Consider the following 25,303-nt stretch of genomic DNA (forward strand, 5'->3'; position numbering starts at 1 on the left):
AGAAATAGAAAGAATATAATGTCCGCGCAGCTTATGTTGTTATTTTATAGTTAAAAAGCCAAGGAGAAAAAATATGCGTTTATTAGCCACATTAGTCAGCGTACTTGCGTTAAGCTTAAGCAGTAGTCTTGCTTATGCGAAATTTAAAGTTGTCACTACGTTCACTATTATTCAAGATATGGCACAAAATGTCGCCGGTGATGCGGCAACCGTAGAGTCCATCACCAAGCCCGGAGCAGAAATCCATGATTACGAGCCAACCCCGAAAGATATTGTCAAGGCACAATCTGCCGATTTAGTGTTATGGAATGGTTTGAACCTTGAGCGTTGGTTTGAAAAATTCTTCCAAAACGTCAAAGATAAACCGGCGGTCGTTGTAACCGAAGGCATTGAGCCGATGTCAATTCATGAAGGTCCGTACACCGGCAACCCGAACCCGCATGCCTGGATGTCACCTTCCAATGCGTTAATCTATGTTGAAAATATTAAAAATGCGTTGATTAAATACGATCCGCAAAATAAAGAAACATACGAAAAAAATACCGCACTTTATATCCAAAAAATCAAAGAACTTGATCAACCGTTGCGTGAAAAATTAGCACAAGTGCCGGAAGCACAGCGTTGGTTGGTGACCAGCGAAGGCGCATTCAGTTATTTAGCACGTGATTACGGTTTTAAAGAGGCTTATTTGTGGCCGATTAACGCTGAGCAACAAGGCACGCCGCAACAAGTGCGTAAAGTAATTGAAACCGTCAAAGCCAACAATATTCCGGTCGTATTCAGTGAAAGCACCATCTCCCCGAAACCGGCAAAACAAGTAGCAAAAGAAACCGGTGCAAAATACGGTGGCGTGCTTTATGTTGACTCTCTTTCCGGTGCCAGGGGTCCTGTGCCGACTTATATTGATTTATTAAAAGTGACTGTTTCTACCATTGCTAAAGGATTTGAAAAATAATGTCATCAAATATTGCCTCTATTTGCGTTGAAGACGTAGTCGTTCGTTACAACAATGGTCATACCGCCATTCATGATGTTTCTTTTAAACTAGAAGGCGGTACGACCTGCGCTTTAGTCGGCGTGAACGGGAGCGGTAAGTCAACCCTGTTTAAAAGTCTGATGGGGTTAATTACACCGCAACGAGGTAATATTTCTCTTTGCAATCTCACAATTAAACAAGCCTTAAAACAAAATTTAGTGTCTTATGTGCCACAATCGGAAGACGTGGACTGGCAATTTCCGGTCTCTGTTTACGATGTGGTGCTGATGGGGCGCTATGGTTACATGAACTTCCTGCGCCGTCCGAGTGAAACGGACAAACAAAAGGTGCAGGAAGCCATGCAACGGGTGAACATTGAACACCTTGCCCATCGCCAAATCGGCGAGCTTTCCGGTGGGCAAAAAAAACGGGCATTTCTTGCTCGCGCGCTCGCACAACAAAGTAAGATTATTTTATTGGACGAACCTTTCACCGGCGTAGATGTACAAACGGAAAACGCCATTATTGATTTATTAGGTCAGTTACGCAGTGAAGGGCATTTAATTCTGGTTTCCACGCACAATTTAGGTTCCGTGCCGGATTTTTGTGATCGCGTGGTAATGATTAACCGCACGGTAATCGCTGCAGGTTTGACCGAAACTACTTTTAACCAGCATAACTTGGAATTGGTTTTTGGCGGTGTGTTGCGCCACATTAAGCTATTAGGCGAAGACTTGCATGATGACGAGGACCCACGCGCCGTTACGGTATTAACCGATGATGAGCGGGCAGCGGTATTCTATGGTAAAACTAAAATTGATCCACCGGCACCTACTGTCAGATATACCAAACCGAAGGAAGACGCATAATGTGGGACCTGTTATTAGAACCCTTTTCCTACGATTACATGGTGAAAGCCATTTTAATCAGCTCGGCGGTGGGTGGCATTTGTGCGTTTTTATCCGCTTATTTAATGCTGAAAGGTTGGTCACTGATTGGTGATGCCCTTTCTCATTCCGTCGTACCCGGCGTTGCCATTGCTTATGCCCTCTCCCTGCCCTACGCGCTTGGTGCATTTTTTTCCGGTATCCTCGCCGCCATCGCCATTCTTTGGATAAAATCCATTACCAAACTCCGTGAAGACGCAGTCATCGGCTTTATTTTTACCACTTTCTTTGCCCTTGGCCTACTGATTATTTCCCTTAACCCGACGTCGATTAACGTACAAGACATTATCTTAGGCAACATTCTGGGCATTGCCGATGAAGATATTCTGCAAGTCGGCATTATCATCGGCGTTTGTTTAGTATTACTGCTGATCTTTTGGAAAGATCTTTTGCTGATTTTCTTTGATGAAGTGCACGCCACTTCCGTCGGCTTTTCACCGATTTACTACAAAATCCTGTTTTTCACCTTGCTCAGCGCCTGCGTGGTTGCCGCGTTACAAACCGTCGGTGCCATTTTGGTTATCGCCATGGTTATCACACCGGGCGCAACCGCTTACCTGCTCACCGATCGTTTTAAAACTTTGGTCCTTATTGCCGTAGTTTTAGGCATTTCTTCCAGTTCCGTAGGCGTTTATATAAGCTATTTCTTAGACGGTGCAACAGGTGGCGTTATTGTTTGTATTCAGACCGCTCTTTTCTTGCTGGCATTCATTTTTTCACCGAAGTACGGTTTGCTCCATCAACATAAACCCATCGCACAAGAAGAGGTGCAAAAATGAACGCCATTTATCTTTGGATTACCGAACCTTTCAGCTACCCTTTCATGCAAAACGCGTTAATTACCGCGCTGTTGGTGTCCGTTATTTGTGCTATGCTGTCCTGCTATTTAGTGTTAAAAGGCTGGTCGTTAATGGGCGATGCCATTTCACACGCCGTGTTACCGGGAATTGTGGTCGCATTCTGGTTGGGATTACCGTTAAGTATAGGCGCTTTTATCGCGGGCTTGGTTTGTTCTATTAGTGTGGGCTATTTAAAAGAAAACAGCCGAATTAAAGAAGATACTGCAATGGGTATTGTATTTTCAGGGATGTTTGCCTTAGGGATTGTACTGTTTACCAAAATTGAAACAGAACAACATTTAACCCATATTTTATTCGGTAATTTACTTGGTGTCAGTGATGCCGAGGTTTGGCAAACCTTCTTTATGACTGCGCTGATTTTTCTTGTCATCTTTCTCCGTCGAAAAGATTTCCTACTTTATTGTTTCGATCCCAACCAAACCAAAATTGTTGGTTTATCGCCGCGTCTGCTACATTACAGCTTATTGATTTTACTTGCCTTAACCATCATTAGCGCCATGCAGGTGGTGGGGGTTATTTTAGTAGTCGCCATGCTCATTTCACCGGGTATTACCGCCTTTATTTTAACCAAGCGATTTGATTATATGATCGCCATTGCCCTAATAACTTCAGTCAGCACGAGCATTTTAGGCACGATCATCAGCTATTATATCGACGGCGCAACCGGTCCTTGCATTATCTTGCTACAAGCGACCGCATTTTTGACCGCACTTATTTACAGCAAAATCCGCCTGCGCTTTAATGCAACACTTGAAACGTCGTAAATACTTTACTGCTGAGATAATCTTCCGCAAAAACCTGTTGCACCGTCGCCGTGCGCGGACCATGGTGCAGCCAGTCACTTAACGCCTGAATTTGCACCTCAGAACCGATGGCTACCACTTCCACGGAGCCATCAGCAAGGTTGCGTACAAAGCCCGTCACGCCGATTTTTGTTGCCTGTTGCCAAGTGAAATAACGGAAGCCGACACCCTGCACGCAACCATAAACCAAAAAACGTTTTTTCAGCATTTTCGTCTCCTAAAATCGAATAAAAACAAAAAACCAGCCATTAAATACAATTTTCTATTTGCATTTCCGCGAATTTGGAATAGCATACAGCCAACGCTTTATGCTATAAAGTGTCACTTAATTTTACTCAAAACAGGAGCAAATATGAAATTTCGTTTAGCTGCATTAGCTGCAACACTTTTAGCCAGTACCGCCAGCTTTGCAGGTATGATCACCAGTTCATCCAACATCGACTTCCTCGCCTTTGACGGTCAAAAACCGTCAAAATCCTTATTGAAGGAAGCCCGCAGTTTCAATATTAATGACACCCAAAAGCACCAAGTGGTAGTGCGCGTATCCGAGATTATAAAAACCAGTTCCGACAGCGCCTTACTTGAAACCGATCCAATTGTCGTTACCTTCCAAGGTTCAACACAAGACATCATCATTTCCGCCCCGAAATTATCTAACGAGCGTGATTTCAATGCCTTTAAAAAGGCCCCGGTGATCAGCGTAAAAACCGCTTCCGGCGCGAACATACAAACCCAACAAGAATACTTAAAACAGGAAGGTTTCTTCCCAACCGTTAGCCTGATTAAAGACTTAGGCGAATACAACGCTTCCGGTGCAGCCGCCGCCGTGCCTGCCTTTGCAACCGCTTCAACTGCCACGCCGACCACTACCGTGGTAGCCGGTGGTGCGGCCACAGGTAAAGTAGCAAAAGGCAAAGTCACCTTACAAGGCGAGAATGTTGCCGAGCAAATGCTCCAATACTGGTATCAACAAGCCGACAAAGAAACGCAAACCCGTTTCATTAATTGGGTGAAAAAACAAAAATAAAATTAATTTTAGATACATTTGAAAAGTGAGCTTCCCGCTCACTTTTTGTTTAAGGAGAATTTATGCAAACCACTTATCGTGCGCTACCTAAAAATAAACATATCACGTTAGTGGCACATGATCACTGTAAACAGGACCTCATAAACTGGTGTAAAAACCACCGCACTTTATTGGCAAATCACACCCTGTACGGCACGGGTACGACCGGCAATCTGATTCATCGGGAAACGGGCTTAACGGTAAACAACCTATTGAGCGGTCCGATGGGCGGCGATCAGCAACTAGGCGGATTGATCGCCGAAAACAAAATTGATTTAATGATTTTCTTTTGGGATCCGATGAATGCCGTGCCCCATGATCCGGACGTCAAAGCCTTAATGCGTATCGCAACGGTGTGGAATATTCCGGTAGCCATGAATATCGCCATTTTTAGTCACTTCTCCGTTATTTAATGAAACTGCCGACATTCGCATTCCAGATTACCAAGGCTATTTAACCGAGCGACTGAAATAATGAACGGAAATAACGCAACACTTGCACTCGTTTTAAATATTCTGAATTTTGTCCTGGGTGGCTTCGCCGTCACCTTGGCATGGCTTTTGGCCACCGTGATGAGCGCCGTTTTGATCGTCACCTTGCCATACACCCGCAGCTGTTGGGAAATCACCAAAATGACATTCGTGCCTTTCGGCAATGACATTATTCATGTTAAGTATTTAGAACCGAAAAGTGCGGTGGAAAATTCCATCGGATCCGTACTTAACATTGTCTGGTTCATTTTGTTCGGCTGGTGGCTTTGTCTCAGCAATGTGTTTTGCGGTATCTCTCAATGTCTGACCATCATCGGTATTCCGACCGGCTTGGCGCATTTCAAAATCGCCGCCATCGCATTATATCCGGTGGGACAACGCGTGTTGCCGAAAGACACTGCCGCCTTAATCCGCCAACAATTCACCGAACAACAATACAAGCAGTTTTATAAATAAGGTTAAACATGAATCGCTGGTTTAACGCCAAAGTTATTGCGTCCATTCCGATTTTTATCGCCGTAAATCTCGCGGTGCTGGCAATTTGGTATTTTAATATTTCCGAACAAAGCATGCCTTTGGTGCTGGGCATTATTGCCGGCGGATTAGTGGATTTGGATAACCGGTTAACCGGCCGTATTAAAAACGTATTTTACACCCTGCTCGCTTTCTCCGTTTCAACCCTAAGCGTGCAACTGAGCATTGGGCATAACCTGCAATTTATGCTGTTAATGACGCTCATGACCTTTGCCTTCACCATGATCGGCGCTTTGGGGCAGCGTTACAGCACCATCGCTTTCGGCACCTTAGTAGTAGCGTTATACACCACGCTGGCCTATTTGCCCGATACCCTTTGGTACATCAATCCGCTGATGATCCTCTGCGGTACGCTGCTTTATAGCGTCACTACCCTATGCGTGCATTTATTTTTCCCTAATCGCCCGGTACAGGAAAGCGTTGCCAAATCCTTTTTGGCATTAGCCAATTATCTGGATGCCAAATCCATGTTTTTCGATCCTGATGAAATCGATCAAATCGAAAATAAACACATTGCCATGGCGATGAAAAACAGCGAACTCATCAATGCCTTCAACGGCTCCCGCACCGCACTTTTTTACCGTATTCGCGGGCAACATCGCCACAGCCACACCACCCAAATGATTCGTTATTATTTTGCCGCACAGGACATTCACGAGCGCATCAGTTCCAGCCATTTTAACTATCAAAAATTAGCGGAACATTTAAAAAACACCGATTTAATTTTCCGCATTCAACGTTTATTGGAACTGCAAGCCCAAGCCTGTCGCGACATTGCTTTAAGTTTACAGCGCAATAAAACCTATCACTACGACACTCGGGTAGAAAAAGCCATTCACGGTTTAAACCAATCCTTTGAGTTTTACAGCGCCGCTCATGGGGAAGAAAGCGAAACTCTGCTCAATCTGCAAACCTTACTGGATAACCTGAAAAGCGTGGATTATCAGCTACGCCACATTGATCAGGAAGCGGACAATACGGAACAAACTGAACGGGCACAAATTTACACAGAGCAAATCACCGGGTTAAAAAATATCCTATTGGCAATTCGTAGCCATTGTAGCTTTGAATCCCAACTCTTCCGCCATGCGGTGCGTCTGTCTATTGTAGTGTTTGTTTGTTGTGTAATCGGCGAATTTTTACCGTTAGATCGTGGTTATTGGGTTTTGCTTACTGCCGTGTTCGTCTGCCAGCCGAACTACACCGCCACCAAATTACGTCTCAAACAACGAATTATCGGCACCATTCTCGGTGTGGTTATCGGTTCATTATTGCCATACACCAACCCGACACTGGAATTGCAACTGGGCTTAATTGTGCTGACCAGCACCCTGTTCTTCTTTTTCCGCACCAATAATTACAGTTTCTCCACCTTTTTTATTACTTTACAAGTGATTTTCAGTTTTGATGTCATGGGGTTTGATGTGGAACAGGCGCTTTATTCGCGGGTCATTGATACCCTTATCGGCGCTACGATCTCTTGGTTTGCGGTGTCTTATTTTTGGCCGGACTGGAAATATTTACAACTGGATAAAGTAAGCCGACAGGCAGTAAAAAGCGATGCGCAATATTTGCTTTATGTGGTCAGCCAACTGCAATTCGGCAAAGGGGATAATCTGAAATACCGTATCGTGCGTCGTTACGCCCACGAATATGCGGCGGCGCTAAGTGCCACCATTTCCAATATGAATCATGAACCGAAGAAATATCAGGCGTATTTGCAAACAGGATTCGAGCTGCTAAAAATCAATTATTCTCTGCTCAGTTATATTTCGGCGCTCGGCGCGTATCGCAGTAAAATGAAAAAAATACAGCAAAGCACGGCATTTTTAGCGGAATTTTATCCGGCGGCGAAAAAGATTATTTATATTTTGGAACACCTGGAAAAACTGCCACCGGATATTTTTGAAAAGCTGCACGAGAACATTGAATCACGTTTAAAACAGGTGCAAGTCAATCTAAATACTAACGCCCAACCGGAACAGGTACAATTTAACATTCCGATTCAGCAGTTAAGCATGATCAGCCAAATTCTGCCGTCCCTTTACGGTGCATTTCAGAAAACCGTCTAAACGTCGATTAAAATCAAGATTGCCGCATCACCGCCCCATTCTTTCGGGGCTTGGTGTAAGGCGCGCACTTTAGGGTGTTGCACCAACCAACGGGGAATTTGACGTTTTAAGGTGTAAGTGCCGTAACCGGTCATAATACTTGCGCAATAAATATGTTCTTTCTCACAGGCTTGAATCAGTGCCGCCAATTCCAGCTTTGCTTGCTCGCGGGTTAAGCCGTGCAAATCCAAAAAAATTTCCGGCGAAAAATCCCCGCGCCGCAATTGTTTCAGCAAATGGGAATCCTCATTTTCACGTAAATATTTGACCGCACTTTCGTCGTTCAACAACGGTTCATATTCGTCAGAAAAATAAAATAACGTGTCCCGCTGCTCGCGCACCTCTTTGACCGCTATCTGATTTTTCTTCTTCGTGGCGCGCGGCGGCACGAATCTGTCCTGCTTTAACGGCTTCACACCTTTGATTTCGGCACGGAACAGCGAAATCGCTTCATCATCTAACATTTCGTTTCCTATCTCAAATATGGTATAACTACGCGCAATTCTAACATTGATAAGAGCAAACCATGAACCAAATTACCTTTAATCAGGAATTGATCGACGATATTTATTCCGCCAACGTACATGACGAACTGCACAGTATCAAAGATTTTCTGCGCTGGACCTACAGCACCTTTAATCGCGCCGAATTATTTTACGGGCATGGCTATGACAATGCCTGGGACGAAGCGCACCAGCTGGTGCTTTCCTGCCTTCACCTGCCGCCCGATTTTCCCGCCGAATTATACAATGCCCGCTTAACCGTCGCAGAAAAATTGGAACTCATCCGTTTAGTGATGATTCGTCTTGAAAAACGCCTTCCTATCGCCTATTTAATTCACAGCGCCTGGTTTTGTGGATTGGAATTTTATGTAGACGAACGGGTCATCATCCCGCGCTCGCCGATCGGTGCGCTGATTCAGGATGGCTTTGCCGGCTTGTTGCCAAAAGCGCCGAAACGTATTTTGGATATGTGCACCGGTAGCGGTTGTATCGCTATCGCCTGTGCCGAGCAATTCCCCGAAGCGGATGTGGACGCCGTCGATCTTTCTCTTGATGCGCTGAATGTAGCGGAAATCAACATTGAACGCTACAACCTCAGCCGCCGCGTGTTTCCGATTCAATCGGATTTATTCTCTCAATTATTGGCAGAACAATATGACCTCATCGTCACCAACCCGCCTTATGTGGATTTAGACGATCGCTCAGATATGCCGGAAGAATTTCACTACGAACCGGAAATGGCACTCGGTTCAGGCGACGACGGCTTAACCATCACCAAACAAATCCTGCGCCAAGCGGCAAACTACCTCACCGACGACGGCGTATTGGTATGCGAAGTAGGCAACAGCATGGTGCATTTAATCGAACAATTCCCCAACGTCCCGTTCAATTGGCTTGAACTCAAAAACGGCGGTGTCGGCGTTTTCGCCTTAGCCAAAGCAGAACTCATCGCCCACCAGGCAACTTTTGCTTAAGCGGGATTCATAAAAGTGCGGTCAGCTAAAAAAACGTTTTTCAAACTAGCCGCACTTTTGTTTGTTAAGTATTTAGCTATAAATTCATCTTATCTAACAATATCGTTTGCATTGTACGGGTTATTTATACCACGAAGTAGCAAGTTCATGATTTTGGTCGGGAACATCAAAACAACGTCAACGCCTGCTGCACAATATGATTCGCAGTGAGCTCGTATTCATTCATCAAGAATTCCAAGGATCCCACTTGCCCGTAACGCTCTTTAATGCCGATACGACGCATTGGCACCGGGCAATGTTCCACCAGCACTTCTGCCACGGCGGAACCTAAACCATTTTGGACGCTGTGATTTTCACAGGTGACGATTCTACCGGTGCGTTTGGCACATTGAATCACGCATTCCCGATCAAGCGGTTTGAGGGTGAACATATCCACTACCGTGGCGTCAATGCCCTGCTCTGCCAACATATCCGCCGCTTTCAAGGCCTCCGCCACCATAATGCCGTTGGCGATCAGGGTAATGTCTTTGCCTTCATGCAGGACTTTTGCTTTACCGATAGTGAAGGTTTCATTTTCATCGTAAATTTTGACCGCACTTTTACGAATGGTGCGCACCCAATAAAAGCCTTTTAACGCCACCAACTGCCGAACGAGATTTTTCATCATGGCGCCGTCGGTGATTTCCAACACCTTGGCATGAGCCAGCCCGCGCACAATGCCCATGTCTTCAAAGGACATATGCGTGCCGCCGTTATACACTGCCGTGACACCCGCGTCGGAGGCGATAACTTTCACGTTCACCTGTTGATAATCCACCGACATAAACAGCTGATCCAAACAGCGACGGCTGGCAAAGGCGGTAAACGAGTGGAAGAACGGAATGTGCCCGGCAATGGCTAACCCTGCCGCCATGCCCACCACATTGGCTTCCATAATGCCACAGTTAATCACCTGATTCGGCAGATTTTTCTGCACTTTATCCATGGTCATGCAGCTCATTAAATCCGCGTCCAGTTCAATCACCAGCGGATTTTCCCGCATACATTCCTGCAAGGTGCCGGCGTAAATTTTGCGCATTTCCAGCGCATCACGTTCTAATTTAAGCGCCATACTCCGCCTCCAATTCGTCGATTGATAACTGAATTTGCGCGCGGCTTTCGTCATTCAGACGCAAATGGTGATTATTGGCAAGGTTTTCGATATAAGGCACGCCCTGCCCTTTTTTGGAATCCAAAATCACCGCCAACGGTCGGGTCGGCGTAGCGGAAAGCACACGACACAAGGCGTCAATATCATCGCCGTTGACGGTTTCCACCACGAAGCCGAAAGCGGCAAATTTGTCCTGCAAGCTGAACGGATTGATGATGTCCGTCAGGCATCCGTCTAATTGCAATTTGTTGTAATCCACGATGACGCAAAGATTGGTTAAATTGCGATGCGCAATAAACTGAAACGCCTCCCAACATTGACCTTCGTTCAGTTCGCCGTCGCCCACAATACAAAAAGTGCGGTTCGGCATACCGCGTAATTGATGGGACAAGGCGATGCCTGCCGCAATGGAAATGCCCTGCCCGAGCGAACCTGTTGTGGCGTCCACGCCGGGGGTTTTCAAACGGTCGGGGTGACTTGGCAAAAAAGTGCGGTCGGAATTTAAGGTAAAAAGTTGCTCGAGAGGAAAATAGCCTTTTAAGGCGAGAGTGGCATACAGGGCGGGGCCTGCATGCCCTTTGGATAACACAAAATAATCGCGTTCCTGCCAATGCGGATCTTCAGGTTTGAGGCGCATCACCTTGCCGTATAACACGGCAAGGGTTTCTACGATAGAAAGGCTGCCACCGAAGTGACCAAAGTCTAAATGCACCAGCGATTTTAATGTGTTAAGACGAATTTTCTGAGCAAACCGTTGAAGTTCTGTAGTATCCATCTTATTCACCTATTTTTGCTCTGTTGTTTTTTTCGCAATGTAGTTATAGCCCACCAGCAACAGGAAAACACTCACCACGGAGATTAAAATCATCTCTTTGGAGAAATATTGCGCCATGTAGCCCAGCACAATACCCACACCGCCGAAGTCCGAATCGGAGAAGGTGGTATTGGCAAAACCAAGAGAACCCAAGACCGGCAATAAGAATACCGGCAAGAAGGTAATCAACACGCCGTGTGCAAATGCGCCTAAAATTGCGCCGCGACGACCACCGGTGGCGTTACCGAACACCCCGGCTGTGGCGCCACAGAAAAAGTGCGGTACAACACCGGGCAGAATTAACACCCAGTGTAATTGATTGAGTAACGCCAAGCCGACGATCCCACCCACGAAACTGGCAAGAAAACCAATTAACACCGCATTCGGTGCGTACGGGAAGACGATCGGGCAATCCAGCGCAGGTTTGGCATCCGGCACGAGCTTCTCGGAAATCCCGGTAAATGCCGGAACGATTTCAGCCAAAATCAAACGCACCCCTTGCAAGATGATGGACACGCCAGCTGCGAAGGTAATGGCTTGAATCGCCGCATACACCAAATAATGTTGTCCGTTACTGAAATGCGCCGTCACATATTCACTGCCGGAAGCGATGGCAAGAATGAAATAAATCGCCATCATGGTCAGTGAAATGGAAATGGAACTGTCACGCAGGAAGCTTAGATTTTTCGGCAAATCCATTTCTTCCGTGGATTTGGATCCTTTACCCACCGCCTGACCGATGGCGCCGGAAAGCACATAACCCAAAGTACCGAAATGCCCGAAACCCACATCATTACTACCTGTGATTTTCTTCATATAAAAATGCGCCAACGCCGGGAAAAACGCCATAATCAAGCCTAAAGTCAGGGATCCGGCAACAATCAATTCCATGCCTTCCAAACCGGCAACGGTTAAAATCACCGCAATCATACACGCCATATAAAAGGTGTGGTGACCGGTTAAGAAAATGAATTTTAAGCGGGTAAAACGCGCGACCAAAATATTCGCCACCATGCCGAACGCCATAATCAGTGCCGTCGCCGTGCCGTATTTTTCTACCGCCATGGACACAATGGCTTCATTATTCGGGATAATCCCCTGCACGTTAAAGCCATGTTCAAACATCCCGCCCAACGGCGTCAACGAACCCACCAACACGCCGGCACCGCCACCCAGCACGATAAAGCCTAAATGGTTTTAATCGTTCCCTTCACCACATCGGGGAAGGATTTCTTTTGCACCAACAAGCCGACCAACGCAATGAGACCGACCAGAATGGAAGGCACTTTTAAAATGTCTAAAATAAAGAAAAGTATAGAATCCATCACTATGCTCCTTTAACTACCGATTAAAATACGCCGCCAATTTTTCTTCAAATTCACCGACACTCACGATATTTTTCACCACCACGATTTTCTCCACCGGAATGGAACTGCTCTCGGCAATATCGCTCGCCATAATAAACACATCCGCATCATTCACCGTCACCGACGCCAAATCCGTATGATTCACCTCGGCATCAATCCCCAATTTAGCAAGCGCCTTTTTGGCATTCATTTCCATCATAAAACTGCTCCCTAAACCGGAACCGCAAACAGCCATAATTTTCATAATTTTCTCCTTTTTGAGGTTAATTGATTCAGCAACTGAGATGCAGTCTATGACGGAACAGCAGGGGGATCAATGCACAGGTTTGAAAACTGTGATCAGGACGACATTTTGAGAAAGGCTTCCGAAGGTATAAGAACAGGAATGACATCTGATGGTTCAAGCGTCCACGCTTGGACCGACACAAGCAAAAGCGCGGATGCTTGCGCTATCATGGGAGCTATCCTGGTGGACTGGAATTACGGTTGGTGAGCTTGTCGAACCATGAGTAATTCCGGCTCTCGAGCAACATAAAACTCATGCTTCGACTAACCCTTCGAAAAGCTCAGGAACCGTCTCAGCAACCGTTTTGTGTATTAACCGGATTATTTGGAAGGAATAGAAAAAGTGCGGTCTGTTTTGAAAGCGTTTTTTAAGAACAGAACAATGATTCAATCCTCCACGCTTGGACCGGATAAGCACTAGCGCGGACGCTTGCGCTATCATAGGGGATAAAGTACATATTTATTCCTTATCTGGGTTTACTATATTTTTATATCTCACAATTAATTCCCCATACTCTTTATTTTTTCCAAAAGCAGATAAAGAAAAGTTTTTTAATATATGAAAAATAATATTATCCTCATACTTTAATTCAGCTTTTACAGATTTCCCTTCCTTGACATATCCCAAATTTAACCCCATAAACTTTTTATATATTATAGGACAATTTTCCTGTTTACTTTGGATAATTTCCTTTAAAAACATTTCACGATCATAGCTATCAATATCATCAGGAATTAATTCACCACTCTTAAGAGCATCAAATAGATAACTTTCTCCCTTAAAAACTAAATCGTATAAAGCTTCTTTCTCTACCCTACTCACTTGATGTATAAATTCAAGTTCTAGATCTATAAAATTTACGTGCTCCAAAAATGAGAACCTATTAATATATTCAATATAATTCCTATAAGAGTCATCTCTATTAGATAGATGATAAGACAATACAACTAATAATTTATTAGATATAAAACTTCTCAATAAACTTGAATAATTATTTTTATTATTTAACTCACCATTTTCATAAATGAATTTCAAAATCCTATATAGAAGTAAAAAGTAACTATTAACTTCAGAATAAATTTTAGATTTTTCTTGAATCTCAATTTTATTTCTTAGTGAATCCATACTTCCATAATTTGATATAATTTTATCGTAGATTTCATCTATTACCTCTTGCCCAATAGTATTCAACTTCAAATTATGCTGTTCCAACATCATAAAGAAAGTTCGTTCAAACTCTTGCTTTTTTTGTTCTTGTTTTGTTGTATGCAACTGATATACAACACCTAAAAATGCTAATGCAGAAAATATCCCACCAATATAGCTTCCAAAATCATTCCACTTTGCACTATTATCGGAAATATCATAGTTCCGGAAATTCCAAACATACATACCAAAAGCAATGATTACTAATACCCCAGCAGTAATAATGATCCAGTTCTTTTTTAAATTGTTCATATTAATTCCTTAAGTTAATTATATTTTCTAAAAACATCTTAAAAAACAACCGCACTTTTTCACATTAACATGCAAAACGTGGTTATTTCCTTTCCCCTTGATAGCGCACGCTTCATAGCGTGTGCTTTTAACTTATTGATATTACAGGCACGCGTTAGGAAACGCGCGCCATCAAAAAATACCTTGACGGTTGCGTCCACATTTAGACCAATGCAAACACAAACGTGAACGCTTGCGCTATCATGGGAGCAAAAACGTGGTTATTTCCCTTCCGCCAGATTTTTCTTTTCCTCCAATTCTTCCCAGCGCATAAATGCCGTTTCCAGTTCGGTTTCGGTGTCTGCCAGCGCTTTCAATTTGGCATCAGTGATGTCGTGGGATTGTTGGAAAAAATTCGGGTCGGCGATTTCGCTTTGAAGTGCGGTGATTTTTTCTTCTAAATCTTCCAGCAATTGCGGCAGCTGTTCCAATTCGCGTTGTTCTTTATAGGAAAGTTTGACGGTTTTCGGTTTGTTGGAAACGTTTTTATTTTCCACCGCACTTTCTTCTTTTTTCGGCTCGATTTTTTTATTTTTAACCGTGCCTTGTTCGGCTTTTTGTGCAAAATAATTGGCTTGCTGCTGTTTGGCGTCGAAGAAGCCGCCGACGTATTTATTCAGCACGCCGTTGCCTTCAAAGATGTAGCATTCGGTGGCGGTATTATCAATAAATTGACGATCGTGACTGACGATAAGCAAGGTGCCTTGATAATCCGTGAGAATTTCTTCCAACAATTCCAAGGTTTCTACGTCCAAGTCATTAGTCGGCTCATCCAGAATGAGCAAATTATTGGGTTTTAACAATAATTTCGCCAATAACAGACGGTTACGTTCGCCGCCTGAAAGGGCTTTAACCGGGGTCATGGCACGTTTCGGCGGGAATAGGAAATCCTGCAAGTAGCCCAACACATGACGTTTTACGCCGTTGACTTCCACATCCTGTTTGCCGTCGGCGACGTTATCTATCACCGATTTTTCCGGGTCGAGATCAGCGCGGTATTGGTCAAAATAGGCAATGTCCAATTTTGTGCCGCAGCGAATAGAACCGCTTGTGGGCTGAATCTCGCCGAGCAACAATTTAATAAAGGTGGTTTTTCCGCAGCCGTTCGGACCGACAAGGGCGATTTTGTCGCCACGTAAAATGGTGGTACTGAAATCCTTGAGAAGTTGCTTGCCGTCGATGTCGTAGCTGACATTTTCCATTTCAAATACGATTTTGCCCGAGCGGCTGGACGTGTCTAATTGCAATTTTGCCGTGCCTAATACGTCGCGGAGTTGGCTGCGTTCTTCCCGCATAGCTTTTAAGGCGCGCACACGTCCTTCATTACGGGTGCGGCGGGCTTTGATACCTTGGCGAATCCACACTTCTTCCTGCGCTAAGCGTTTGTCGAATAAGTCGTTTTGTAAGGCTTCCACCCGCAGATTTTCTTCCTTGGTAGTGAGATATAAATCATAATCGCCGGGATAAGAAACCAATTTGCCGCGATCCAAATCCACAATGCGGGTCGCCATTTTGCGAATAAAGGAACGGTCGTGGGAAATAAAGACTATGCTGCCGCTGAATTCCATCAAGAAATTTTCCAGCCATTCGATAGCATCAACGTCTAGGTGGTTGGTAGGCTCATCCAATAACAAGACATCAGGATTACACACCAACGCACGCGCCAAAGCGGCTTTGCGCAACCAACCGCCGGATAAATCGGCGAGTTTGGTATTCGGATTAAGTTCCAGTTTTGCCAGCACTTCGTTAATTTTATTTTCAAATTGCCAGCCATTGGCATGTTCTAATTTGGCTTGAATTTGCGCAAGCTGATTGAGCACCTGCTCGCTGTAATTTTGCTCCAATTGCACGGAAATATGATGATATTCCTTCAATAAATCCGCCAGATGCTCAATGCCCTCCGCCACATAATCAAACACATTGCCTTCCGCATGACGCGGCGGATCCTGCTCCAAACGGGACACCACCAAGTCTTTTTCATATTGCACTTTGCCGTCGTCCATCACCACATCGCCGGCAATAATTTTGAGCAAGGTGGATTTCCCCGCCCCATTACGCCCCACTAAACAAACGCGTTCGTTCGGTTCAATATGTAAATCCGCATGATCCAATAAAGGCGCATCACTGAAAGAAAGATATCCGTTGGTTAAGCTGATGAGTGCCACAAAAAAGTCCTATAAAAATAAAGAAAAAAATAACCGCACTTTTAAAGCTGCTGATACACCTTGAGCGCGTACGCATCGGACATACCGGCGATGTAATCGCAAATGACGCGCTTCTTGCCCGATTCTTCCGCTTTCAACCAGCGGTTGGCGGTGTTGGTGGGGAGCAGGCGTTGCGGATCCGATTCAAAAATTTGGAACATTTCCGTCAAAATGCGTTGACCTTTATATTCCACGCGCTGGGTTTCCACATTATTGATGACATACTTCAACACGAATTTTTTGAACACGTTGAGTACGTCCACCACTTCTTGCGGTAATTCGGCGTTATAACGCAACAGCGGATCGCTGAATTCCGGCTGAATTTTCCAACGTACGTTGGTGATGAAATAGTTGACCAAGGCGCCGATGGCATTTTTGCGTAAGTAATGTTGATCGGAAAACAGTTTTTCGCTGATGTGTTCGATATGTTGACGCATCCACTCCGATTGGCTATTTTTCAGTGCGTTCAGCGCTTCTTGCCATTGCTGCACATTCACCACGCCCACCACGATAGCATCTTCCAAATCGTGCACGCCGTAGGCGATGTCGTCTGCCAGCTCCATAATGCTGCAATCCAAGGATTTAAAGCGGGTCTTTAAAATCTCTTTGGGATTTGACCGCACTTTTTGTAGCGCGCCGAACAACGTGCGGTCGCTTTCGGAAAGCGGTTCCAGCAACCAATCGAACATGGCAATGTCATCACGAAACAGCCCTTTGCCCGGTCGCCAATCGGCGATTTTCACATAACGGGGATCGCTGTGTTGGGTTTCGTCTAACTGCGCATACTGTGCGGAGGACACATCCAAAATGGTAGGATATTTTACGATACCAAGGATCGTACGTCGGGCTAAATTCATGCCGGCGTTCGGCGTATAAGGCTCAAGTTTGGTGAGCAGGCGGAAGGTTTGTGCATTGCCCTCAAAGCCGCCGTTGTTACGCATCATATAGTTAAGCGCCACTTCGCCACCATGCCCGAAAGGCGGATGACCGATGTCGTGAGCAAAACATAAACTTTCAATCAGATCATTAGAAGGCAACAACGGAATCAGCTGTTTTTGCAGTTCGCTTTTTTCTACGGAAAGCTGGTGTGCCACGGCATTGAAGGCTTCGGCAAATTTCATTTGCGCTACAAGGCTGCTGCCGATTTGCGCCACTTCCAGCGAATGGGTCAAACGAGTGCGATAAAAATCATTTTCGCCCACCGCGTGAATTTGGGTTTTTGCCTGTAAACAACGAAAGGCGGCGGAATGGAGAATGCGTCCGCGATCTCGACGGAACGGCGGACGGTGGTCTTTTTCCCGTGGTTTATCGTCAATAAAACGTTGCTGCCAACGGGGATTAATCTGATTTTTCATGCTATACCAATGTGTAGATCAATTTGAAGATAAGAGGTGCCAAAATTGAACTAATGATACCGCACAATACTAAGGAAATGGAACTGTAACTGCCGGCTTTCTTATCGTTTTCCATACAGCTTACCGTGCCTAACGCGTGAGAAACGGCGCCCACGGATAATCCGATGGATTCTTTATTTTTCAAGCCGATTTTGGTTAATAATAAATAGCCGAAAATAGACCCCTGTAAACCGGCAACCACCACGCCCACCGCCGCCACGGAAGGAATGCCGCCAAGATTTTCGGACACCGCCATGGCAATGGGCGTCGTCACGGATTTCGGCAACACGGTAGCCACAATATCAGGCTGTGCGCCAAGCAATAAAGCAAAGATCCCCCCGCTTAACATAGACAACACAGAAGCCGCCACCGTTGTGATTAAAATAATTTGCCAGTAGTTGCGAATTTGGCGAAGTTGTTCATATAACGGAATAGCCAACGCAACAATACTTACGCCCAATAAATTATTGAGTGGCGCGTTACCTTCCATATAACTTTCATAAGGCAATTTGAAAATCAGCAACACCGCCACTAAAATCAGCACCGTCAGCACAAAACTGTTCAGTACGACGGATTTCCAGCGTTTGTTAATTTTTACTGCCAAAGCAAACGCAACAATGGTTAGCAAAGTATAAAGATAAACCAAATAAGACATTATTCCCCCTTTGCTCTTTTTTTGATGACTTTGCGTTTTAAACGGCTAAAGGATTTCAGTGAGAACAAATAATCGGAAAACAAACCGATCACTACAAGGGTTATGCAGGTGCTGACGATATTCGGCAACAATAATACTTTCATTTGATCCATAAGCAGCCCGGAATATTTAATGATCCCAACGCTGACCGGCACGAACAACAGTGCCATATAACGAACCAGAAAATTAGAGAAAAACATCACCCATTCGATTTTGATAATGCGCGTAATTAAGCACGTAAAGAGCAACAATAATCCCCAAATACTGGAGGGAATGCCAATGGGAACAAAATGCGCGGTAAGCCCGCCCAAATACAGCATGAAATATAACAGGAGTAACGATCTTGCTAAGTCAAAAACTTTCCGATACATAGTGAAAACTCAATTTTTTTTTAATATTTAAAATAATTCTACTCTTATTTTACAAGAAGGGGAATTTTTTCCGGAAAGCCACTACACTAGTAGAAAAGAAAGTAAGGGAAAAATTTCACATAGATCAAAATTATTGAATGTGTTGAATTTTAAACAGTTAAACAAAATTGCAAAGTTTTTGCTTGCAACTGAAACATAATCCCTTATAATACCGCTCGTTTTTACGAAGCTTATCAATGCTGCCTGGGTGGCGAAATTGGTAGACGCAGCGGATTCAAAATCCGCCGTTGAATAAACGTGTCGGTTCGAGTCCGACCCTAGGCACCAATGATAAGTTTCTGAAAAATTAAAGCTGCCGTAAAACGCAGCTTTTTTTGTCACTTGAAGTTAACCCTTCCCTTAAAATTTACCGGAAAAAATGACCGCACTTTTAGCGCCGTTATCAATTATGCGACAAGGATTTTTCTGCATTCTGCTGGTATTGCTCCCCTTCACCGTTCACGCCCACACGTTAGCCTGTCGCGTTGTCGGCATCAGTGATGGTGACAGTTTTACCTGCTTAACAGGCAATCATAAACAAATCAAAGTGCGTTTGGCGGAAATTGATGCGCCCGAACACAATCAGCCATTCGGCAAGAAATCCCGTCAAATGCTCGCGTCATTGATTCATCAACGTGAGATCAAACTGGAGATTTCCGGCGAGGATCGCTATCATCGCAAGTTAGCCATCGCGTATGATGCGCAAGGGCAAAACGTTAATTTAATCATGGTCCAACAGGGCATGGCGTGGGCCTATAAACAATATGTTCAGGATCCCGTTTATCGCGAAGCGGAACAACGGGCAAAAAAACGGCGTATCGGCTTATGGCAGGATCGTCATCCCATCGAACCGCACTTATGGCGTCAACAAAGAAGGTAAACCACATGAATTTTGATCCCGTGATATTTCGTCAATATTTTCCTTATCTCCATTCCGATGCTGTGGTCTATTTAGATAACGCGGCGACCACACTGAAACCGCGGTGTTTAATTGATGCAACGGTGGATTTTTATCAATCCGCCGGTTCTGTCCATCGTAGCCAATATGATGAAAAACAGACCGCACTTTACGAACAGGCACGTACGCGGGTGAAGCAGTTGATTAACGCAGAAGACGAACGGGCGGTGGTTTGGACATCCGGCACGACGCAGGCGATTAACACGGTGGCAAACGGTTTACTACCACATTTACAAGCCGGCGATGAAATCATTATTAGTGAAGCGGATCATCACGCCAATTTTGTGACCTGGCATGAAATTGCCGAAAAAAGCGGCGCTAAAATTCATGTTTTGCCCATTGGCGATGATTGGTTGATTGATGCCGAGGCGTTACGGGAAAAACTCAATTCACGCACAAAATTGGTGGCGTTAAATTTTGCGTCGAACGTTACCGGCACGCAGCAAGCGGTAAAACAACTGATTCAGCGCATTCGTGCCAACAGTTCGGCGTTGATCTTGCTTGACGCCGCGCAGGCGATTAGCCACATAAAAATCGATTTGGCAGAACTCGACGCGGATTTTATCGCGTTTTCCGCCCATAAAATTTATGGTCCGACGGGGCTTGGTGTGCTCAGTGGGAAGTTATCCGCACTGGATTTACTGCAACCGTTGCAATACGGCGGCAAAATGATCAATAAAGTCAGTAAACAACAAATTACCTTTGCCGAATTGCCTTATCGTTTGGAAGCCGGCACGCCGAATATTGCCGCCGTTATCGGTTTCAACGCGGTGTTGGAATGGCTGGCACAATGGGACATCGGCGACATGGAAGAAACCACCGTGCATTTGGCGGAAATCACCCGCCGTCGTTTGAGCGGTTATGCGCAATGTAAACTGTTTAACTCCCCGCAACCGAGTTCCGTGGTCAGCTTTATTTTTGGAGACGTCAACGCGTCCGATTTAGCCACATTGCTGGCGGAACAAAATATCGCGCTACGGGTCGGCGAGCACTGTGCCCAGCCTTATTTGGCACGCTTAGGACAAACCGCCACCTTGCGCTTGTCTTTTGCGCCGTACAACATAGAAGCGGAAGTAGATACTTTCTTCAACGCGTTAGATAAAGCCTTGGCATTATTACGATGAATATCGAACAACAGTTAATCACCGCTAAGAATTGGGAAGATCGCTATCGCTTAATTATTCAGGCGGGGAAAAATCTTCCCGAACCCAGCGAAGAAGCCTTGGTAGCCATGGAAACCATTCCGGGCTGCGAACTGCAGGTGTGGTTTAAATCCATCGAAAAAAATGACCGCACTTTTCACTTTGAGGCTTACAGCGAAGCACGCATCATGAACGGCTTGCTGTGGATTTTATTGCAGCGTATTGACAATCAACCAGCGGAAGCCTTACACCAATTTGATTTGACGGCGTATTTCAAGGAATTAGGCATTGCGCAGCGGTTGAGCTCTACCCGTTTAAATGGCTTAAAACACATTGAAGGGATTTTGCACAATCTATAAAAGAAAAAAGCGTGGAAGAACCACGCTTTATTTTTATCTGCACTTATTTTTCCAAGTGTTTAATTTTTTTGATGACGTTTGAGGTGGAAAAACCGTTCTCAAAATTCAGCACTTTTACATCACCGCCGTTCGCCCACACTTCTTTGCTACCGGCAATCTCTTCCGGCTTGTAATCGCCGCCTTTCACCAATAAATCCGGCAACACTTCACCGATTAAACGCTGTGGCGTATCTTCACCGAACGGCACCAACCAGTCCACAGAAGAAAGCCCGGCAAGCACCGCCATGCGGGAAGCCAAATTATTGATCGGACGCTCCTCGCCTTTTAGGCGTTTTACCGAATCGTCCGTATTCACCGCAACAATCAGGCGATCGCCAAATTTACGGGCATTATCCAAATACGACACATGACCGGGATGCAAAATATCAAAACAACCGTTAGTCATGACGATTTTTTCACCACGATCTTTCGCCAGTTTAACGGCCTCTTTCAGTTCCGCTTCGGTCATTACGCCAAAGCCGGTGCCGGTTCTGCCATGAATGGCATTTTCCAGTTCCACGGTTGAAACCGTTGACGTGCCCAATTTGCCCACGACGATACCGGCGGCGACATTGGCTAAGTAACAGGCTTCTTCAAAACTGCGACCGTCCGCCAATGCTGTCGCCAACACACTAATCACGGTGTCTCCCGCCCCTGTCACATCAAAAACTTCTTTGGCCTCCGTCGGCAGGTGATACACAGGCTGGTTCGGACGCAACAGCGTCATACCTTTTTCCGAACGGGTCACTAAAAGTGCGGTCAAATTTATCTCCGAAATGAGTTTCAACCCTTTGTCGATAATTTCCTGCTCAGAATGACATTTACCCACAACCGCTTCAAATTCGGACATATTCGGCGTTAATAAGGTCGCACCGCGATAGCGTTCAAAATCCGTCCCTTTCGGATCGATGAGCACCGGCACATTGGCGTTACGGGCAATTTGGATCATTTTTTGTACTTCATTTAATGTGCCTTTGCCGTAATCGGACAAGATCAAAGCGCCGTAATTTTTGACCGCACTTTCTAGTTTTTTCAGCAAATCCGCACTTGTCACGTTCTGGAAATCTTCTTCAAAATCAAGGCGTAATAATTGTTGATGGCGGGACAAAATACGCAATTTGGTAATTGTCGGGTGGGTAGCAAGCTGTACGAAGTCGCAAGCGATTTTTTGTTGTTGTAATAATGAGGTTAACGCCGCGCCCGCTTCATCCTGACCGGTTAAGCCCAGCAATTGCACCGGCACATTTAACGAAGCGATGTTCATTGCCACGTTTGCCGCACCGCCTGCACGCTCCTCATTTTGCTGAACACGCACCACCGGCACCGGTGCTTCCGGTGAAATACGGTTGGTTGCACCGAACCAATAGCGATCCAACATCACATCGCCTAATACCAAAACTTTTGCATGATTAAATTGTGCAGAATATTGAGCCATTTGATTTTCTCTTATATAGAATAAAAAATTTCGCTAATACTACCACAGGGGAAATGCTATTTCCTAAAAATTCCGCTAAACTAAACCAATTGAAATAATCCTGTAATTCCTTTATGGCAAAATCCGTTCTTCCGACTTTTAAAACTGAATTTCTCCATCCCAAACATTGGGGCTTTTGGCTTGCACTCGGCATTTTCCGTCTGATATTACTGCTTCCTTATCCTATTTTATGCAAAATCGGACACGGATTAGGTTGGTTATTTGCTAAAACCGGCATAGGCAATCGGCGTGCAAAAATTGCCAAACGCAATTTAGAACTCTGCTTCCCCGACTTATCCGAACAGCAAATCAATGACATTCTACAAGCCAATTTACGCTCCACCGGCATGGCGATTATTGAAACCGGCATGGCGTGGTTTTGGTCTGATCATCGGATCAAAAAGTGGTCAAAAATTGAAGGTTTGGAATATTTAAAAACGAATTTGCAGGATGGCATTATTTTTGTCGGCGTACATTTTTTAACGCTGGAATTAGGCGCACGTATTGTCGGCATCCATCAACCGGGCATTGGCGTTTATCGCCCGAATGATAATCCGTTATTTGACTGGATACAAACCCAAGGGAGGTTGCGTTCCAACAAAGATATGCTAGATCGCAAAGATTTACGCGGCATGATTAAAGCCATTCGTCACGGTGATATTATCTGGTATGCGCCGGATCATGACTACGGCAGAAAAAATGCGGTCTTTGTGCCGTTTTTCGCCGTTCCTGGCGCAGCAACCACAACGGGCAGCTACTATTTATTGAAGTCTTCACCGAACAGTAAAGTGATTCCTTTTTCACCGTTAAGAAACAAAGATAATTCCGGCTACACGGTTAAAATTTCCCCTCCCGTGGATTTTTCCGATCTGCACACGGAAACGGAAATTGCGACCCGGATGAATCAAATCATTGAAAAAGAAATACTAAACGGTGTGGAACAATATATGTGGATCCATCGCCGCTTTAAAACCCAGCCGAATGAAGAAGATAATTTGTATAAAGATTAGATATGAAAAAGGTGAGTCCAAAACTCACCTTTATTTTTAACTGCCTTTAACAAGACTTTATAGTTCTTCAGAATCCAACTCATCAGCCATCGCAGAAAGCATTTCACGGGTTAAATAAGCCAGAGCGCGATAAAATGGCAACGTCGCCTGCTTTTCAACTTTCACTAAAAACTTCGCCGCACAAGGCAGAAGAAAATGCTCAAATAATTCCTGTTGGGCGCTCAATGAATCGGTGTTATCTTCCAACCAGGAAGCCGTCAGTAGCAACATGGCAAAATGATCGATATTTTCCGTTTCAGGCAAATTGCGCATTTGCCGAAAACCCTTAAAATCTTCAATGGAAATCTCATAAGCAGAAATTTGTGTCGCCACACTTCCCGACTGACCGAAAAGTTTTTGATATTCTTGATTCAACAATGTCAAATCAATGGGTCTTTGCAAGGCATCTAATGCGCTTTTACCGTCGCTGTCTTCGTTTAACGCCCAGACTTGGGATAAATTACCTTGCTGCAACCAAGCAAAAACGCCGGATAAAATGGGATCTGTCGGTTGGCGGTAAAATAAATTACCGAATAAACGGCTAATCAAAGAAAAATTATTGAATTGCACACTTTCCTGCATTATTTGGAGCCATCCTTTGCCAAAAGTGCGGTCAGATTTTCTTGTGTTTTTTGTGCGGTATTATTCAAAATCTGCTGATACCCAGCTTCATCCAGAAAGTGAATATCTCCGAAAATATCATGGTGAATATCGGTAATACCGCAGAAATTAAACAAACCGTCAACTAAACAGGTTTGTAGTGCTTTATCAAAAGCAATGCTTTGATAGCGTTCAAGATTATTGCCCATGGTAATAAAATGTTGCATTTTTTTATCACCCAACAATCCCACCGAACCGCCATTTTCCGTTTGATATGCAAATCCATAGCTAAGAACGCGATCCAAATAACCTTTCAAAACAGCAGGGAAGCCCATCCACCAAAGGGGATAGACCAAGGTAATCAAATCCGCTTCTTTAATTAAATTTTGCTCAAATTTAATTTCTGCCGGCACAATGCCTTCAGGCCCTGCACTTAATTCACTCCAAGACAAAACGGGATTGAAATTTAATGTATACAAATCCCGAACAGTGGTTTCCGCCTCTAATTCATGAGAGGCTTTTACAATACGTTCCACGATGGCGCGGTTAAAACTTTGTTGATTAGGATGTGCAGAAATAATTAAATGCTTCATTTCTTTCC

Annotated in this window: 25 protein-coding genes, 1 tRNA gene and 2 pseudogenes; 14 read left to right on the top strand and 14 right to left on the bottom strand. The window is 44.7% G+C overall.

Translation table 11 applies throughout. The annotated features are described in order from the left end of the window. Positions 1–73: 73 nt before the first annotated feature. The 4 genes from afeA to afeD are packed head-to-tail and all read left to right on the top strand — an operon-like array spanning position 74 to position 3,547. Entirely contained in the window at positions 74–955 is an 882-nt protein-coding gene (gene afeA / locus LIN98_RS08790; RefSeq protein WP_014167887.1) for an iron ABC transporter substrate-binding protein AfeA, read from the top strand. Continuing rightward, complete coding sequence (gene afeB / locus LIN98_RS08795; RefSeq protein WP_005547952.1) at positions 955–1,845, top strand: ironABC transporter ATP-binding protein AfeB; 891 nt, start codon at positions 955–957, stop codon at positions 1,843–1,845. The genes afeA and afeB overlap by 1 nt, the downstream gene beginning before the upstream one ends. Next, positions 1,845–2,702, top strand: a complete 858-nt coding sequence (gene afeC, locus LIN98_RS08800; protein ID WP_005540332.1) for an iron ABC transporter permease subunit AfeC — start codon at positions 1,845–1,847, stop codon at positions 2,700–2,702. The genes afeB and afeC overlap by 1 nt, the downstream gene beginning before the upstream one ends. After that, a complete protein-coding gene (gene afeD, locus LIN98_RS08805) occupies positions 2,699–3,547 on the top strand; it encodes an iron ABC transporter permease subunit AfeD (RefSeq protein ID WP_005540335.1) in 849 nt (282 codons plus the stop codon). The genes afeC and afeD overlap by 4 nt, the downstream gene beginning before the upstream one ends. On the opposite strand, the gene LIN98_RS08810 is transcribed toward afeD, so the two are convergent. Further along, the gene (locus tag LIN98_RS08810) at positions 3,522–3,794 is read right to left on the bottom strand and encodes an acylphosphatase (protein ID WP_005540337.1); all 273 of its coding nucleotides are present in this window, start codon (positions 3,792–3,794) and stop codon (positions 3,522–3,524) included. The genes afeD and LIN98_RS08810 overlap by 26 nt on opposite strands. Before the next feature lie 144 nt (positions 3,795–3,938). On the opposite strand from LIN98_RS08810, the gene LIN98_RS08815 reads away from it, so the two are divergent. From LIN98_RS08815 to yccS, 4 genes and pseudogenes are all read left to right on the top strand, one after another. Then, on the top strand, positions 3,939–4,613 hold the full coding sequence (locus LIN98_RS08815) for a curli polymerization inhibitor CsgI-related protein (RefSeq protein ID WP_005547953.1): 675 nt from the start codon (positions 3,939–3,941) through the stop codon (positions 4,611–4,613). A gap of 62 nt (positions 4,614–4,675) precedes the next feature. After that, a pseudogene (gene mgsA / locus LIN98_RS08820) lies at positions 4,676–5,126 on the top strand (methylglyoxal synthase). Then, a complete protein-coding gene (locus tag LIN98_RS08825; protein WP_005540343.1) occupies positions 5,126–5,599 on the top strand; it encodes a YccF domain-containing protein in 474 nt (157 codons plus the stop codon). Before mgsA ends, LIN98_RS08825 begins: the two are co-directional and overlap by 1 nt. 8 nt (positions 5,600–5,607) lie before the next feature. Further along, positions 5,608–7,749: a YccS family putative transporter gene (gene yccS / locus LIN98_RS08830; RefSeq protein ID WP_148326123.1), complete on the top strand. Its 2,142-nt coding sequence runs from the start codon at positions 5,608–5,610 to the stop codon at positions 7,747–7,749. Here the strand turns inward: yccS and smrB are convergent. Next, positions 7,746–8,252, bottom strand: a complete 507-nt coding sequence (smrB, locus tag LIN98_RS08835; protein WP_005567535.1) for an endonuclease SmrB — start codon at positions 8,250–8,252, stop codon at positions 7,746–7,748. The genes yccS and smrB overlap by 4 nt on opposite strands. Before the next feature lie 62 nt (positions 8,253–8,314). Between smrB and prmB the strand changes: the two genes are divergently transcribed. After that, positions 8,315–9,265, top strand: coding sequence for a 50S ribosomal protein L3 N(5)-glutamine methyltransferase (prmB, locus tag LIN98_RS08840; protein WP_005547958.1), 951 nt, complete (start codon positions 8,315–8,317; stop codon positions 9,263–9,265). Between the two features lie 166 nt (positions 9,266–9,431). Here the strand turns inward: prmB and LIN98_RS08845 are convergent, their stop codons facing one another. From LIN98_RS08845 to LIN98_RS08885, 9 genes and pseudogenes are all read right to left on the bottom strand, one after another. Further along, positions 9,432–10,376 carry a transketolase family protein gene (locus LIN98_RS08845; protein WP_233113337.1) on the bottom strand — a complete coding sequence of 315 codons (945 nt, stop codon included), beginning with the start codon at positions 10,374–10,376 and terminating at the stop codon, positions 9,432–9,434. Continuing rightward, positions 10,366–11,190, bottom strand: coding sequence for a transketolase (locus LIN98_RS08850; protein ID WP_014167890.1), 825 nt, complete (start codon positions 11,188–11,190; stop codon positions 10,366–10,368). Before LIN98_RS08850 ends, LIN98_RS08845 begins: the two co-directional genes overlap by 11 nt. 9 nt (positions 11,191–11,199) lie before the next feature. After that, positions 11,200–12,554 (bottom strand): annotated as a pseudogene (locus tag LIN98_RS08855) (PTS ascorbate transporter subunit IIC). A gap of 16 nt (positions 12,555–12,570) precedes the next feature. Beyond that, positions 12,571–12,840 carry a PTS sugar transporter subunit IIB gene (locus tag LIN98_RS08860; RefSeq protein WP_005547968.1) on the bottom strand — a complete coding sequence of 90 codons (270 nt, stop codon included), beginning with the start codon at positions 12,838–12,840 and terminating at the stop codon, positions 12,571–12,573. 501 nt (positions 12,841–13,341) lie between these two features. After that, positions 13,342–14,340: a putative phage abortive infection protein gene (locus LIN98_RS08865; RefSeq protein WP_005547969.1), complete on the bottom strand. Its 999-nt coding sequence runs from the start codon at positions 14,338–14,340 to the stop codon at positions 13,342–13,344. Positions 14,341–14,600: 260 nt separating this feature from the next. Continuing rightward, the gene (locus LIN98_RS08870) at positions 14,601–16,544 is read right to left on the bottom strand and encodes an ABC transporter ATP-binding protein (RefSeq protein WP_053330417.1); all 1,944 of its coding nucleotides are present in this window, start codon (positions 16,542–16,544) and stop codon (positions 14,601–14,603) included. Positions 16,545–16,585: 41 nt separating this feature from the next. Continuing rightward, positions 16,586–17,938: an anti-phage deoxyguanosine triphosphatase gene (locus LIN98_RS08875; protein ID WP_005572525.1), complete on the bottom strand. Its 1,353-nt coding sequence runs from the start codon at positions 17,936–17,938 to the stop codon at positions 16,586–16,588. A 1-nt stretch (position 17,939) separates the two neighbouring features. Next, the gene (locus LIN98_RS08880; protein WP_005568760.1) at positions 17,940–18,632 is read right to left on the bottom strand and encodes a CidB/LrgB family autolysis modulator; all 693 of its coding nucleotides are present in this window, start codon (positions 18,630–18,632) and stop codon (positions 17,940–17,942) included. Beyond that, on the bottom strand, positions 18,632–19,042 hold the full coding sequence (locus LIN98_RS08885; protein ID WP_005574087.1) for a CidA/LrgA family protein: 411 nt from the start codon (positions 19,040–19,042) through the stop codon (positions 18,632–18,634). Before LIN98_RS08885 ends, LIN98_RS08880 begins: the two co-directional genes overlap by 1 nt. A gap of 241 nt (positions 19,043–19,283) precedes the next feature. Here LIN98_RS08885 and LIN98_RS08890 point away from each other — a divergent pair. From LIN98_RS08890 to LIN98_RS08905, 4 genes are all read left to right on the top strand, one after another. Then, a tRNA-Leu gene (locus LIN98_RS08890) sits at positions 19,284–19,369 on the top strand. A gap of 91 nt (positions 19,370–19,460) precedes the next feature. Beyond that, positions 19,461–19,961: a thermonuclease family protein gene (locus LIN98_RS08895; protein WP_005547979.1), complete on the top strand. Its 501-nt coding sequence runs from the start codon at positions 19,461–19,463 to the stop codon at positions 19,959–19,961. A 5-nt stretch (positions 19,962–19,966) separates the two neighbouring features. Then, positions 19,967–21,163, top strand: coding sequence for an aminotransferase class V-fold PLP-dependent enzyme (locus LIN98_RS08900; RefSeq protein ID WP_249856110.1), 1,197 nt, complete (start codon positions 19,967–19,969; stop codon positions 21,161–21,163). Beyond that, entirely contained in the window at positions 21,160–21,540 is a 381-nt protein-coding gene (locus tag LIN98_RS08905) for a SufE family protein (RefSeq protein ID WP_005543509.1), read from the top strand. The genes LIN98_RS08900 and LIN98_RS08905 overlap by 4 nt, the downstream gene beginning before the upstream one ends. Before the next feature lie 43 nt (positions 21,541–21,583). On the opposite strand, the gene hldE is transcribed toward LIN98_RS08905, so the two are convergent. Beyond that, a complete protein-coding gene (hldE, locus tag LIN98_RS08910; RefSeq protein ID WP_005568763.1) occupies positions 21,584–23,014 on the bottom strand; it encodes a bifunctional D-glycero-beta-D-manno-heptose-7-phosphate kinase/D-glycero-beta-D-manno-heptose 1-phosphate adenylyltransferase HldE in 1,431 nt (476 codons plus the stop codon). Positions 23,015–23,127: 113 nt separating this feature from the next. Between hldE and LIN98_RS08915 the strand changes: the two genes are divergently transcribed. After that, the gene (locus tag LIN98_RS08915; protein ID WP_005574082.1) at positions 23,128–24,063 is read left to right on the top strand and encodes a Kdo(2)-lipid IV(A) acyltransferase; all 936 of its coding nucleotides are present in this window, start codon (positions 23,128–23,130) and stop codon (positions 24,061–24,063) included. 57 nt (positions 24,064–24,120) lie between these two features. On the opposite strand, the gene LIN98_RS08920 is transcribed toward LIN98_RS08915, so the two are convergent. Both LIN98_RS08920 and LIN98_RS08925 read right to left on the bottom strand, forming a co-directional pair. Continuing rightward, positions 24,121–24,684, bottom strand: coding sequence for a TorD/DmsD family molecular chaperone (locus LIN98_RS08920; protein ID WP_005547988.1), 564 nt, complete (start codon positions 24,682–24,684; stop codon positions 24,121–24,123). Then, positions 24,684–25,295: an NAD(P)H-dependent oxidoreductase gene (locus tag LIN98_RS08925; RefSeq protein WP_005568765.1), complete on the bottom strand. Its 612-nt coding sequence runs from the start codon at positions 25,293–25,295 to the stop codon at positions 24,684–24,686. Before LIN98_RS08925 ends, LIN98_RS08920 begins: the two co-directional genes overlap by 1 nt. Between the last annotated feature and the right edge of the window lie 8 nt (positions 25,296–25,303).

The sequence above is a fragment of the Aggregatibacter actinomycetemcomitans genome (assembly GCF_023518055.1).
GTDB lineage: Bacteria > Pseudomonadota > Gammaproteobacteria > Enterobacterales > Pasteurellaceae > Aggregatibacter > Aggregatibacter actinomycetemcomitans.